We start from the raw sequence: 14096 nt of genomic DNA, 5'->3' as shown, positions 1-14096 counted from the left end.
ATAACTGTTCCTAGATTTTTTGGATATAAGAGGGTGTGTCGATAAGCAATGTACAGCGAGGAATGACTCTGTCAAACATTTGCAAAGATAGTTGGCGGCCAACCTGAATTCTCGGGTGGGAAATGCGTGGCAACAATTCTGCGTAGGCGTATTCGGGCATTCATTTGCGAAAAAAGAAGCCCAGCCCATACAGCAATGGACTGGGCACATCTGTGAATACCTACCCTTGTGTCTCCAAATCTTCATGAATGAACGTCCAATTATTCAAGATGTCGCGAAACACCTTTTGAACGATAAGCAATTCATCTTCATCATAATGATCGAGGATGCCTAGAAACCGCTGTTCTAGTTGACCGTGCACCCGTTCATGCAATACATTCAGTTTCTTTCCCTTCGGATTCAAGCGGAAATAAACTTCTTTCTTATTATCGCTTAGTTGTGTTCTTCGTATGAAATCATAAGACAATAACTTGGAGCATATTCGGGATATAGTGGCTTTGGACGTTCGCAATCGATCCGCGAGCGCCGTAACATTAATAGGCTCATGCTCTCCTATGCTGGAAATGACGTGAAGCTCTGTTACATTCAGTTGCAACTCCTCACTGAACTCATCACCCAGCTTCCTCAACTCTTGGACTATAATCTTCTGAATCGCATCCTCATGCTCCTGCTGCTGATGAATGAGTTCGACAAATATGTCGTACAATGCATGCTTGCTATAAGGTGAATTTACTTGATCCATGCCCTTCCTCCGCGTAAACTAATGCTTCTATTATACCCTATCCTTCACCAGCAGAATAGCAGGTGGCATGCGTTGTTCATGTCGATTAGCAAGATCAGCAACATAGTATTGGCTGCATGGGAGCAGATGCGAATTAGGAAGTCAGAAGAGAAGAGTCAAGCGAGTAATTTATCGCGAACACCAGCGTTGGATTCCATATTGCAATAGTGCAGGCAGTTCAGATCGTGCATCGGAATACTTGCGTAATGCCCATGCTACATGTCCGTCAGGTCGAATAAGAACCGCATATACGTCTTCCCAACCCGCGCGTCGTGCCGCAATGGTGGCCTGTATGATTCGCAATGGAGCGGATGTGGGAACCTCAACAGAATCAGGTAATTTATCTTCAAGCAGTAGACATACATAGCAACCTGTATGCAGGAGTGAATACAAGGAAGTGAACTCACCGTTGGCAAGGTAAAGATCTAGATTAGGTAATCTCGTCCCATTGAGAACATGGGTTGGCATCTCTGGATCTTGTTCATATAAAACATCCAATGCAGAAATACGTTCAGCTAAGTATCGATTGGCCTCAGGGAATGTCAACAAGTGGGCTATCGTCTTTCTTAGTTCTAAGCCTGCTGGCGTAAAATCAATCAATTTCGTCTGCACTTCGGTGTTGCGCAGCACGCTGTCGGCAACCTGATGTCGTTCCTGATGATAACTGTCAAGCAGCCAATCAGGCGCCCAGCCTTGAATTTCACCTGCCAATTTCCAGCCCAAGTTCATCGCTTCTTGCATACCAACGTTAAGTCCCTGTCCCCCAGATGGAAAGTGTATATGTGCAGCATCACCGGCCAGAAATACGCGACCGGAACGGTATTGTCTCGCAATTCGGGTGGCATTGCCGAACCGCGACATCCATACAGGATCGGACATACCGAAATCAGTACCGCAAATGCGTTGCATGCTGCTTCTTAATTCCTCTAGAGTGACAGGCATTTCTTTTGGATACTTCGAGCACACGGGATCGGCAACCACAATGCGGTATTTAGCCTCCGGAAGCGGTATAATCATCGCATTGCCATGCTGATTGAATTCTATCAATGCATTTCCAACCGGTGGTTGGCCGAGCGTTACATCACCTAACGCACCAGTCATCGTACTGTCCGACCCGTCAAATGGAATATGTGATTGTTTGCGAACGATGCTTCCTGCTCCATCTGCACCAATCACATATTCTGCTTGGAATGTAATCACACCCTGTGAACCAACAGCAACGACTTCAACCAACTCTTCATCTTGTTGAACACTCACAACATCAACTCCCCTATGAAAAGGAACATCGAAGCTGCGCACCTCTTCTTCGAGAACTCTCTCCGTTACCGTTTGCGGGATGAATAAAACATGATTTGAGCGTGTATCGAGGACAGTAAAATCCAGTCTTGTTGGCAGCGATGAAAAATGACCGGTCGGCATCGTATAACCTTCTTTTATAATACTCCCGAGCAATCCTCTCATTTCAAGGATCTCCAAGGATCGAGGATGAAGATTGGTTGCTTTTGAAAATATCCCAGGTTCAGTCTGACGTTCGAGAATGCATGCATTTACGCCAAACCGTGCCAACTCTGAAGCCAGCATCAGTCCAACAGGGCCAGCACCTACGATAATTACTTCATATTTCATCTACACCACTCCTTCGTTTTGAATTAAAGACAAAAACGATCCGGCATAAGGACAAATTATTGTTACATACGTAACAGTTAGTACATTGCTTTCTTAGTTGTGACCTATCCCTCCATTTCTTACGAATTCGCCTGAGCAATCTGTGTAGGAAGCTTGAGACATCAATAATATTATCGTTGCGAATGTAACAATATTATTATAATTCAGTTCCCTTATTTTTACAATATCTATATAACGAATTTGAGTTCATTCTCCTCGTCATTTGTTCAAAACAAATGGAATCAAGTAGTAATAAAGTAGGGGAACCACTCACATGGCTCCCCCCTTATCGAACCGCACGTGCCGCCTATTAAGGCATACGGCTCACCAACGTGATTCAACTTGAGATCAATATGTCGCTAATCGTTGTGCATATTGCATTTTGCGAACGAGGTCGGGAGTGTAATACTCTTGTCCTCGTTCTTTTGCTTTCTGCACTCTTTGGGCGTGTTTTGTCTTTTGTCTGTTTTTCATGTAGCTTATATATTATATTGTGTGCTGTAATAAAGCCAGTAAGCTGGAATACGTCCGATTCGAGAAAGAATTCATTGTTCCATTTCGTTTCCATCGCATGACCTTTTCTTTGGGTCGGGTGATTGTGGATCATGGCGACCCGCAACCGTTGTCTCACATATCCGTCCATATCCAAGAGCTGATTTTTGCAAACGTTGAAGAAGCAACGACTTTCTTGTCCGTATCGCTTGTTTTCCTCAACGGCTTTATACAAGTTTAGGAAGTAGTTTACTTTTCCTCGAATGATCGGATTGACGCGTTCTAGCCATGTTTTCTTGTTCAGCGTTAGGGTTTTCTGTGTTTTGGCTTTAACCTTCTGTTTGAAGTCCTTCCATGTCGCTTCTTTTGGTTTTGCTATGAAATAGGGCTTGCCGTCTCTCTTTCGCACCCGCCAGTGTTGAAACGTGTATCCCAGAAAATCAAAATCGTCATTCTTGAAGTTAACCGTTTTGGTTATCTCTATAGCGACCTCCAACCCTAGTTCTTGCAGCATTTCACGGGTAACTTCGGCAGCTTTTTGGATCTCCTCTTCTGTTTTCGCGAATAACAGAAAATCAACCGCGTATCGTACAAAACGGATGCCATGTTCTTCTAGTCTCCAATCTAATTCGTTTAGATACAAGTTGGCTAGAAGAGGCGATATGACGCCTCCTTGTGGGGGTCTGCATCCACTTCATGATACTTTCCTTCTTCCATATATCCAGCCTTAAGCCATTTCCAAATCATATCCAGTACTGTGCCGTCTGCGATGTATTTCGTCAATATCCCCATCAATTTCTTATGGGGTATGTTGTCGAAGAACCCGCGTATATCACAGTCATAGATAAAATTGTGTTCGGTCTCTATGTTCCATAGGATAATTTGGGCAACTCGTTTTGCACCGTAGTTGGGGCGGTATCCGCATGACCAGCGATGGAATATGCTTTTCTCACATTTTGGCTGCAACACATTTACGATGGCTTGTTGTACAATCCGGTCTTCAATGTTAGGTATTCCTAGCGGACGCAACTTCCCATTTTTTTCTTCGGGATGTACCGTCTGCGTACAGGAGATGGGACATAGGCTTTGTCCCGTAGCTTTTGTAGCAGAACGCTTAGATTTTTGTCCAGCTTCTTTTCGTAGCTCTCGAGGGTTTCGCCGTCAATCCCGCCCGCGCCTTTGTTTTCCTTGACTTGCATCCATGCCTTATAAAGTTTTCTAACAAACAGAATCTGCCCGTATATGCTGTGCCATTTTAGCTTCAATGTTTGATTCAAGTCTATCTCCTACCTTTCATCGTGCCCAGTCCGTTCGTTCTTACCGCGGTAACGTTACGGTTGTTCGGCACCACATTCAAGTGTTTGACCACGAGGTCGTCCCCCTTCCGATCGACAGATGTTTAGTCATCTGCCTACTTCCGTACTATGAGAACGTCTGAATTCTCTACCATGATTACAACTTCGGCGAAGCCTTATATGTAATCATCCATTACAGGGAAGCAGAGAACCTCACGGGGTCATCGTATCTTCCTTCTGAACATACCCAGCACCTTCACCTGATGAGCCACCGTCCCCCGTCTGGTTCTTTGGACAACGATTTTTTCCTTAGGCTTCCCGTTATATTCGCACAGTCGCCGACTCATCCTGCCGCTGCGTGCTTCACGCTTTCGCATTTTAGCGATTAGCTCGCTAAAGTTACGACTGCCCGTCGCACAAACAATGGAGAGGGGGATTCCCTCTCCATGAATGGTTACAGCAATTACAATTTTGACCCACCACTTCCGTCGATTAACTGGCCAGTAACCCAGCGACTGTCTGCTGATGCCAGAAAGGCAGCAATATCCGCTATATCTTCTGGTTCTCCCCATCTGTTAAACGTTGACAGTCCGGCCGCATACTTCTGTCCATCTGGATTCCCTAATGTTCCGGCATTCATATCCGTATTAATGATTCCGGGCAGAATTGCATTCACGGTGATTTTGCGGTTCCCAAGCTGCTTAGCTAAAGCCATTGTTAGCGTGTTGATCGCTCCCTTAGTCATACTGTAAGCAAAGACGGCTGGCGAAGCCACTCGCGTGACAAAAGAAGATATATTAATAATACGCCCTTCATCATGGATTCGCGGCAGCGCCTGTTGAATGACAAAGAAGGGACCTTTGACATTGATATTCATCACTTCGTCAAACGATTCTTCCGTCGCTTCCTCCAGCGTTACTATTTGTCCAATGCCAGCGTTATTTACCAAAATATCAAAACGATGATCCCCTGTATAATCACGGAGCTTCTGATCCAATGTCTCATACAGTTGCGCGATCCCGCTTATTCTACTCACATCCGCACCTACTTTGAACGCAGTTCCTCCATGTTGTTGAATGTGCTGAACCACTTCCACAGCTTGTTCTTCTCTGCTCCCATAATGCACCGCAACTAGGGCTCCCTCCTGTGCAAGACGCATTGCAATCGCGCGCCCGATCCCCCGACTTGCACCTGTTACGACAGCGACTTTCCCTTGCAAACGTTTCATCGTTTCATCTCCTTGTATATAGGTTCATCTTTGTTATAACACAAGGTGAAATTCGATATGTTGCTTTTTCATATGTACGCAATCCAATGAAAAAAAGGAGGGTTCCCCCTCCCTGAAATCAACATCATGATGCTTGATTGCCTGAACTCTTTACAGTGAACAACAACTCTCTCGCTTCTGTCTCCCTCTCCCATTCAACTATTAACTTATAATGGACGGGAACCTCCGAAGCATATCGATAAAGCCTTTGTACAAAGTATCGTTCTAACGAATGATCGCAGGCTCATCTCTTTTGTTCTTTATACAAGACGGCTTTAATCGCAAATCGCGGCAAAATCATTTGTCTCTTCCACCGAGATGGTTGATTCAACAGCCGATGCAGCCATTCCAGATTAAACTTCTGCCATATGGCCGGCGCTCTCTTGACCTTTCCTGCCACAATATCCAGACTTCCGCCGACACCAATCGCCACGCGGGAATGAAGCTGGTGCTTGTACTTGTGAATCCAGCGCTCTGCATAGGGCGCCCCGAGTGCAACAATTAATACATCCGGCTTCACGGCAGCAATATCGTTGACGATCTTCAGTTCTTCCTCCGGTTTGAAAAATCCATGATGTCTTCCTGCGACATGCACATGAGGATAGGATCCATGGATGACTTCCACTGCTCTCCTGCTTACCTCCTCTTCGGCACCTAGCAGGTAGAATGACCAACTCTTCCGATTCCCTTCCTTTAAGAGATTGAATAAGAGATCGCATCCCGTCACCCGTTCCGGCAAAGGATTGCCCTTCAAACGGGATACCATGACGATCCCGATCCCATCTGCGGTGAGCAGCCCGGCATCATCTATGATCATTCGCAGCTCTTTGTCTTGTTGACAAGCCATTGTAATTTCGGGATTTAGCGTCACGACGTGGAACGTTTCATGCGTCTTGACGTCATTAGTGTGAATGACGTCACTTATAATCTGCACTGTATCCTCCATCGTAATTTTAGGGACAGGTATCCCCATAATTCGCGAGTCGTTCGACACAATGATGCCTCCTCAGGTATGTATATCCATATATTAGCACAATTTTCTCGCACAAGGTTGAAATATTTGGAATATGATGGCATAGTGCAAACTTTTTGCATCACATCAACTCTTTTCCGCTGCCCCTATTTAGCTGAAATCACGAAAAAAGGTTTCTGTAGACCCACACGATTTTCATCTGTTAAGGTGGAATTAGAAAACAATGTAAAAAGTAAGGGTGATAATCTTGAACGGTCAAAAGGTTGCATTTCTATCTGTGCTTAGTAACACGACGATCGTCATATTAAAGCTAGTCGTTGGAATCTTAACAGGATCTATTGCGATTATTTCCGAAGCGATCCATTCCTTTTTAGATTTAGCAGCTTCCGTGATTGCGTTCTACTCTGTACGCATTTCAAGTCGATCTGCGGATCGCAACCATCCCTATGGACACGGGAAAGTTGAGAATATTTCTGGAACTATTGAAACCCTGCTTATATTTGCAGCAGGCATCTGGATTATTTACGAGTGCGCCCACAAAATCATGCAGCCTGCGGAAATCGAGATGCCTTACTTGGGGATTGCGGTGATGTTTGTTGGGGCGGCCATTAATTTTATTGTTGCAAAAAAAGTCGGCAAAACTGCGGATAAGCTTCATTCTGTAGCAATGAAATCAAATGCTCTGCATTTGCTCACAGATGTGTATACATCGCTGGGTGTTGGGGCAAGCTTGCTTCTTGTTACATTGACGGGGTGGACTATATTAGATCCGATCATCGGGATAATTCTTGCGTTGTACATTATGAAGGAAGCTTTCACGCTGATGAAGGAATCCTTCCCTCCCCTGATCGATGCCAGACTAACCGAAGAAGAAGAGCAGCAGCTTCAACAACTCATTCTGCTTCATAAGGATAAGTATATTGAATATCACGATTTTCGTACGAGACGTTCCGGCCCTGTTGAATACGTAGATTTTCACCTTGTAGTGCCCTCTGGAATGGATATCGCGACCGCACATCAACTATGTGACGAAATTGAGCATACGATTCAGAGCGCATTCGAACGTGCAGAAGTATTAATTCATATTGAGCCTGAGCATGAACGGAGAGATAGACTTGCTCAGCAATAAATAGACAGGGCAGATCCCATCCCCGGGATTGCCCTGTCTTTGTTTTCATGATTCTTGGCGCATATCGCAACAATCCAAATACATAATTAACGGTTCCCCCAATTTCTGGTCAACGGATTGTTCTTGCATTGTATGAAGTGGATGGGATTGTTGAACTACTTGAATTGTCGATAAGTCCGGTATCAATATTCAGCACCCAACCTCCCTCACCTTCAATAATGACTTAGCTCCAAGACCAATAAATAGTATTCCAGCTATTATACTCATGCCTCGCATCATTACGGGTGTTACAAAGCTCCCCGCCCAGGCCCCGAGATATGCGACCAAAGTTAAAAAAAGAGTGTAGAAAATAAAGCTCCCAAACTAAATACGTAAACCTCCCTCTTCCTCAACTCTTCTTCGAGCACCCTTGTCGAAAATACTCCCGCCCAAAAAACGATGGTGAGCGGGTTTAAAGCAACCAATAGGATCGCAGGCAAAAAAGCGCTATTTGTACTTGAATGAACCATGTTGTCTAATCTGAAAAAATATGCATTAGCGCTCAGCGCGTCCGCAACAAAGCTCATACCGAATAGGCACAAGACGATAGCTCCAAAAATGTTAAATCCCATTTTGATTCGTTTGAACTTCATTGCTGCTGCTACACCATAAATCGCGGCCAACATAAACACCCCATCAACAAAAGCAGTACCCAGCACTGCGGTTACAGCAGTTAGAAAACCCTGTAATGTGGCGGTCTGAAAAATAAAAATGCACACTGGCCCTACGGCGAACTGCAGAGCCATTCCAAAGAGGAACCCCTTCTTCAACATCACTCGATCCCCTACAGATTTATATTTTCTTTCAGAGAAGAAAGGGAAATAATCGTATTACTGCTCTGAACACCGATCATATTTTTCAGCGTATGTGATATGAAATGTTCCAATTCCTGCGTATCTGCAACCAGTACCTTTAATAAATAGTCGTATTGGCCGGCCACATGATGACATTCGAGTACAGGCTTGCACGCGACAACTGCTTGCCTAAAATCCTCAATATGTGTGGATTGATCAATGTTCACAAAGATGAAGGACAACAATTTGCAGCCCATCTTCTCGCGATTGATTTTGATCGTATACGTTTCAATGATGTTTGCTTCCTCCAATTTCCTTATTCGTTCAGTTACGGCGGGAATGGAGAGGTTTACTCGCTTACTAATTTCGGAAGCAGTCATTCGGCTGTTCTCTTTCAACGCATCCATAATTGAGCTGTCAATTGAATCCATACATTCACCCATCTTCCTAAAATGATTAACTTAATTATAATATATAACTTCTTTTTATAAATGAAATAACCATAAATACTTAAATTTTAATGCTAGAATTTTTATTCATCTAAATTTGTTAATTCAATCAGATATAAGTTGGCAATGTAGCTTAACATTTTAGTTGAAAGGATCGATTCAATTAATCATATAACAAAGAACAGATGGAAAGCACATCCTTTCCAATCTGTTCTTCTCCATTTCCTATTCGGATTTAATGATTGCTAGATGTCTATCGTTGGTAGACCTACACATATTGCTTCATCCAGCCAACAATCCGGTTCAGACGCTCTACACGAAGCTCTGGGTGCCCGTTGCGCGATAGATCATGATTCGCATCAGGGAATCGCACGAGCTGCGTTGTCTTGCCCAGACGCTTCAAGGCCACATATAGCTGCTCAGCCTGCTCGATTGGACAGCGCAAATCCTGCTCTCCGTGCAAAATAAGGAGCGGTGTCTGCACATTGTCCACATAGGCGAGCGGTGAATGCTTCCAGAGCTTCTCCGGGTCTTCCCATGGCTGTGCGCAGATCTGATACTCGGTAAAGAAATAACCGATATCGCTAACCCCATAGAATGAGAACCAGTTCGAGATCGAACGCTGTGTAACAGCTCCCTTGAAACGATTCGTATGGCCGACAACCCAGTTCGTCATGAATCCGCCATAGCTGCCGCCCGTAACGCCAAGTCTATTTTCATCGATGAAGTCGTAGCGGGCAATCGCCTGATCAACGGATTCCATAATGTCCTCGTAGTCCTTCCCGCCATAATCCCCACGGCAAGCATCCACGAACTTCTGGCCATAACCGAGGCTCCCGCGCGGATTCGAATAGAGAACCGCATAACCTTGAGCGGCAAGTAGTTGGAACTCATGCATGAAGGAATTCGCATACATCGTATGCGGGCCGCCATGAATTTCAACAATTGTCGGTACCTTATCGCCTGCAGACATTGCTGGTGGCTTCATAATCCAAGCTTGCACCTTCCAGCCGTCGGTTGTCTGGAACCAGAACGATTCCGGCTGGCTTAGCGTCAGTTCCGCTAGTAAACGTTCGTTCGGGGCTTCAATCAGCTGTTCTTGCCCTGTGCCCAAATTCTTGATGAATAGCTCTCCGGGCTGCAGCATATCAGCCGAAATGAATACAATCTGCTCTCCGTCCTTCGTGATCGTAAATTGAGTTATCTCCCGATCACCGACCGTTACATATTCACAGCTACCTTCTAACGAGATCCGTGCGAGCTGTACATTGCCTTCAGCTGAGACAAGCGAGTATACAGCAGAACCGTCTGATGTAAAGACGAGTGGCGCGGATCCAAGACCCTTCATATCGGTAACTGCTGCATTGCCTACGTACAGATCAAGGTCGGCAGTAACGCATTCAGGTGCTCCTCCTGCTGCTGGTACGATGTATACCTTAAGCAGGGTGGCGTTCTCGTATTGTCGGTCATGTCCATAGAATGCAATCGATTGGCCGTCCGGCGAGAATGCAAGCTTCCCGATGACGAGACCAGATTCCGTTATACGGCGGCACACTCTATCCTCACAGTTTATGATATAAATGAATTGACTAAGAACCAGATCAGGGTCAACTTCTTTATCCTCAACACGATTCGTGGAAAAGGCCACTTCCTTCCCGTCTGGTGACCATACGGAATCATGGACATCATAATCTCCGGAAGTCAATTGAACGGATTGGCCTGTTTCGATATGATGAACAAATAAATGAGTGCGCTTGTCGTCCAGCAAACCTCTTCCATCGGCCTTGCATCTTAACCGATCAACAACGATCACCTGCTTGGCTGACTTCTGACTGTCGTCCGCAAGCTGCTCCTTCTCTTCTTTCTTGGAAGAATCGATACTCGCTGTGTACAACAGTCGGGAACCATCCGGCGACCATGAGAATGCGCTTACTCCGAACTCCGCACTTGTAATCGCTTCTGCTTCGCCACCGTCAGCTGCGATTGTCCAAATCTGCTGCTGCTTATCCTTCTTGCGAAGAAAGGCCAGCTTCTGACCATCCGGCGACCAGACCGGAGCGCTATCCTGCTCTCCATGAGTAAATACCTTGCTCATCGTTCCGTCTGCTGACGTGATATGTATGCGTGATCGATAACCGCTCTTCTCTTCATTGACCTGCTTCGCTACATAAGCAATCGTTCCGTCTGTTGGATTGACAACCGGATCAGACAACCATACGAACCGGTATAAATCTTCAGCAGTGATGGTACGACGTTCCATTGCAACACCTCCCATGATTGATATACATAGTATGGCATTCTTTTCCGGAAAAAGACAAGTGCATTCGAGCTAACTTCCGCCTATTGCTCCCAATCTCGCAACAGGCTAATAAACTCAACGTGTCTCTCTTTCCTCAACTAAATCGATATTGCTCCGACATTCCGTAAGAAAGCGTTAAGACGCCGCCATCCTTCACCAAGTCCGCTCCCTGCTCCTTCGCTTGGCAAATTACGTTGTAAATAGAGCTGACACTTATATATTGCTTGTATATGTCATCATCAAATTCTCCTGTACGGAAGCCCTCAAACAATGCAGCAGAAATCATAAAATAGCTGGCAAATTGAGTCCGATACACACGGAAGGATTCATCTCCCCTATACAAAAGCATCTCTTCGTTGTAAGTAAGCATATCGAAAGCATGCTCTGCACAGATCTCAGGCAAAAAGGCGTATAGCTCTTGGGCTAAATCAGCATCCTGCAACCTCTCAGCCAATAAATCCGGGAAACTGTCGTACTTCTCCTGCGTATCGCACTCCATGAAGAGGCGTACCGCTGTATGCGTGGCATCCTCAATTTGCTTCGGCTGATATGGATACGGTGTATATGTGTCCTCCGACTGCTGTAAGAAAATAAACTGCTTCTGAGATGCAAAGCCTTCCACCTGCCACTTACCAGCGATATCCGCTATCATTTGCCCCAGTTCGGGACTCGAAATATCATTTATGCGGCATTCGCCAGTAATGTCGTCTCCGTGCTTAGCGGCATAGATTTTGATATAGCACAGCTTCTGATCGCCGATTCTCTTCGCGATTTCGTCCTTAAGCGTTTCCCAATACGGGGATTCTTCCATCTCAGGCGATGATTCTCCTAGGCCGACGATATTGCTCTTATAGGCCTTCCAGTGATGCACGGTGTCTCCGTATGTCGTATGCAGCATCTCAGGATTTCTGTCCTGCTCCATGGAGGCGATTCCTTCCATTAAGGAGAAGGCAAAGCCGCCTATTGCGGTACCGAATGCATTTTTTAGATTACTACCGATGCCCGCCGTCGTTTCGAAAATATCGCGATCCCATTTCGGTGAACTTATTTGAAACTGTAGCATGACAGTCTGATCCGTCCACTTCGCCACATGAGGACGTATCGTAAGTTCCCATTTCGGGATGATGATGCAGTCCCCTTCTATCATTTCCTCAGCCTCAAAAATTCCTCTCATTCCTTGATGAAGCAAAAAATGTGCGGGGTCATCAATCTTTTCTTCTTCCCAATCCAGCGCGATTTCTTGTTCTCTCGTCATCTTGCGGCTCCTCTCTATATGTCTGCTTGCTCATATGCTTTATCAAAGGATACCATATTTCAGGGCTGCCGAGTGACACACAAAAAGAAAACAGCAGCATCGCTGATGCTGCCTCTATCCGTTTCACCTGTTCAATTTTTTGCTGCAACTATTTTTCAAAAAAAATATCCTCTAGCGTAACTTGCTTCGGCTCCAATTTATAAAGACGCACTTTGTTGTCCACCAACGTTTGCACGATATCAGGGATGGCTTCCTCATCAGTGATTGTGCAAGTGATTTCCCTTTCTGAAACAGCAAGGTTCTCTGCGATATCGATGAGTTGCTTTTTTATATGTTCCCCCTGTTCGGAAGACAAAGGACTGATTTTGCAGAATAATTCGATATGCTGCTGATATTCCTTTCTTAGGTCTTCCATCGTGCCGTATTTGGTAATGACGCCCTGTTCCATAATGGCGATTCTACTGCATAACATCTCCACTTCGTGGAGATTATGGGAGGTTAAAAAAATCGTCTTGCCTTGACTATGAAGGTTTCGAATGATTTGCTGAATATCGACTGCCGATTCGGGATCTAGTCCAGAAGTAGGTTCATCAAGGAAAATAAGTTCCGGGTCGCCGAGCAGCGCTTGCGCTATACCGAGCTTTTTTTTCATGCCAAACGAAAACCCTCTTACCTTGCTTTCTTCATGACCTCGCAAACCCACGCTTCCCAAGAGCTCAACGAGTTCATCCCGTTTCAATTTTGTTCGTTTCAATTCAGAAAAATAAATCAGGTGCCCAAGTGCGGTCATGTCATAATAATAATTAGCCGCATCCGGCATAACGCCAATCTTGCTTTTGATTTCGTTAATCCGGGCATGATTCTCCCCCAGTATATGAATACTGCCTTCCGTCGGACGAACAATCCCGGTCAGCATATTGATAGTCGTTGACTTCCCCGCTCCGTTTTTGCCAAGAAATCCGAACAATTCCCCACGCTTTACCTCAAACGTAACCCCCTTAACGACATATGTATCTTTATATTTCTTTTTCAGACCATGTACCTCGAGCGCATTCATTATAAGTCCTTCCTCCTGAAAATGAAAATGGACACATATACAAACAGGATGGAAATCACGAACGGAAAATAGGATTTCCAGTTCGATTCAATGAGATAAAAATAAGGAGTTGCATATTTAACGAGCTGAGATGCTTGATTTTCCGTAAAAACGCTCCACATTCCAGCGGCTGGTAACAGTAATCCACACAGCAAACTCGCGAAAATCGAATAACTACCTTTGGGAATGATTGTGGATAACAGCATATTCACTCCGACGGCAAACGAAATAAACACGATTAGTCGAATATATTCTAAAACATAAAGCTGCCCGATACTTAGGAAAATGACTATGAATGAACAGGCCAGACATACTGCCCAAAACAATAAAATGCCGAGATATTTCCCGAAAACGATGGATGTCTTCGGTACTTTAGTCACGACAAATCGAATGGTCTGGCTCTCCACTTCCCGATTAATCGTATCGTGGGAAAGGGTTAAGACAAATAAAAAACCAAGCACCGTTACAAGGAAACGAATACCTGATACATAGGGATTTGATTCCTCACCGAACATCAAGCCTGGATTATTTTTCACGAAATTCGATATTGAGAAAGCAACGA

Annotated in this window: 13 protein-coding genes; 1 reads left to right on the top strand and 12 read right to left on the bottom strand. The window is 45.0% G+C overall.

Annotation, left to right across the window (positions count from 1 at the left end; translation table 11 throughout):
• Window positions 1-220 precede the first annotated feature (220 nt).
• The 7 genes from M3661_RS27920 to M3661_RS27890 all read right to left on the bottom strand — a co-directional run bounded on the left by M3661_RS27920 (window position 221) and on the right by M3661_RS27890 (window position 6494).
• Complete coding sequence (locus M3661_RS27920; RefSeq protein ID WP_251490297.1) at window positions 221-742, bottom strand: MarR family transcriptional regulator; 522 nt, start codon at window positions 740-742, stop codon at window positions 221-223.
• A gap of 168 nt (window positions 743-910) precedes the next feature.
• Window positions 911-2407 (bottom strand): monooxygenase, encoded by a 1497-nt coding sequence (locus M3661_RS27915; protein ID WP_251490294.1) that lies wholly within the window; start codon window positions 2405-2407, stop codon window positions 911-913.
• 376 nt (window positions 2408-2783) lie between these two features.
• Entirely contained in the window at window positions 2784-3581 is a 798-nt protein-coding gene (locus M3661_RS27910) for a reverse transcriptase domain-containing protein (protein WP_251490289.1), read from the bottom strand.
• A 5-nt stretch (window positions 3582-3586) separates the two neighbouring features.
• A complete protein-coding gene (locus M3661_RS27905) occupies window positions 3587-3967 on the bottom strand; it encodes a reverse transcriptase domain-containing protein (RefSeq protein WP_251490286.1) in 381 nt (126 codons plus the stop codon).
• Window positions 3955-4215: a hypothetical protein gene (locus M3661_RS27900; protein WP_251490283.1), complete on the bottom strand. Its 261-nt coding sequence runs from the start codon at window positions 4213-4215 to the stop codon at window positions 3955-3957. Before M3661_RS27900 ends, M3661_RS27905 begins: the two co-directional genes overlap by 13 nt.
• A 481-nt stretch (window positions 4216-4696) precedes the next feature.
• On the bottom strand, window positions 4697-5461 hold the full coding sequence (locus M3661_RS27895; protein WP_065290912.1) for an SDR family oxidoreductase: 765 nt from the start codon (window positions 5459-5461) through the stop codon (window positions 4697-4699).
• 283 nt (window positions 5462-5744) lie between these two features.
• Window positions 5745-6494 carry a WecB/TagA/CpsF family glycosyltransferase gene (locus M3661_RS27890; RefSeq protein WP_094183132.1) on the bottom strand — a complete coding sequence of 250 codons (750 nt, stop codon included), beginning with the start codon at window positions 6492-6494 and terminating at the stop codon, window positions 5745-5747.
• Window positions 6495-6720: 226 nt separating this feature from the next.
• Between M3661_RS27890 and M3661_RS27885 the strand changes: the two genes are divergently transcribed.
• The gene (locus M3661_RS27885; RefSeq protein ID WP_251490280.1) at window positions 6721-7602 is read left to right on the top strand and encodes a cation diffusion facilitator family transporter; all 882 of its coding nucleotides are present in this window, start codon (window positions 6721-6723) and stop codon (window positions 7600-7602) included.
• 329 nt (window positions 7603-7931) lie between these two features.
• Here M3661_RS27885 and M3661_RS27880 read toward each other — a convergent pair whose 3' ends face one another.
• From M3661_RS27880 to M3661_RS27860, 5 genes are all read right to left on the bottom strand, one after another.
• Window positions 7932-8414 carry a LysE family transporter gene (locus M3661_RS27880; RefSeq protein ID WP_251490277.1) on the bottom strand — a complete coding sequence of 161 codons (483 nt, stop codon included), beginning with the start codon at window positions 8412-8414 and terminating at the stop codon, window positions 7932-7934.
• 11 nt (window positions 8415-8425) lie between these two features.
• Window positions 8426-8866 carry an Lrp/AsnC family transcriptional regulator gene (locus M3661_RS27875; RefSeq protein ID WP_251490274.1) on the bottom strand — a complete coding sequence of 147 codons (441 nt, stop codon included), beginning with the start codon at window positions 8864-8866 and terminating at the stop codon, window positions 8426-8428.
• A gap of 286 nt (window positions 8867-9152) precedes the next feature.
• Window positions 9153-11144 carry a S9 family peptidase gene (locus M3661_RS27870; protein WP_251490270.1) on the bottom strand — a complete coding sequence of 664 codons (1992 nt, stop codon included), beginning with the start codon at window positions 11142-11144 and terminating at the stop codon, window positions 9153-9155.
• A 133-nt stretch (window positions 11145-11277) separates the two neighbouring features.
• Complete coding sequence (locus M3661_RS27865; protein WP_251490267.1) at window positions 11278-12438, bottom strand: DUF6348 family protein; 1161 nt, start codon at window positions 12436-12438, stop codon at window positions 11278-11280.
• Window positions 12439-12586: 148 nt separating this feature from the next.
• On the bottom strand, window positions 12587-13495 hold the full coding sequence (locus M3661_RS27860; protein WP_251490263.1) for an ABC transporter ATP-binding protein: 909 nt from the start codon (window positions 13493-13495) through the stop codon (window positions 12587-12589).
• Window positions 13496-14096 lie beyond the last annotated feature (601 nt).

The organism is Paenibacillus sp. MER 180 (assembly GCF_023713665.1).
GTDB classification, from domain to species: domain Bacteria; phylum Bacillota; class Bacilli; order Paenibacillales; family Paenibacillaceae; genus Paenibacillus_B; species Paenibacillus_B suaedae.
The sequence above is the reverse complement of the archived record's forward strand: the minus strand, read 5'-3'. Positions and strand labels throughout refer to the sequence as shown.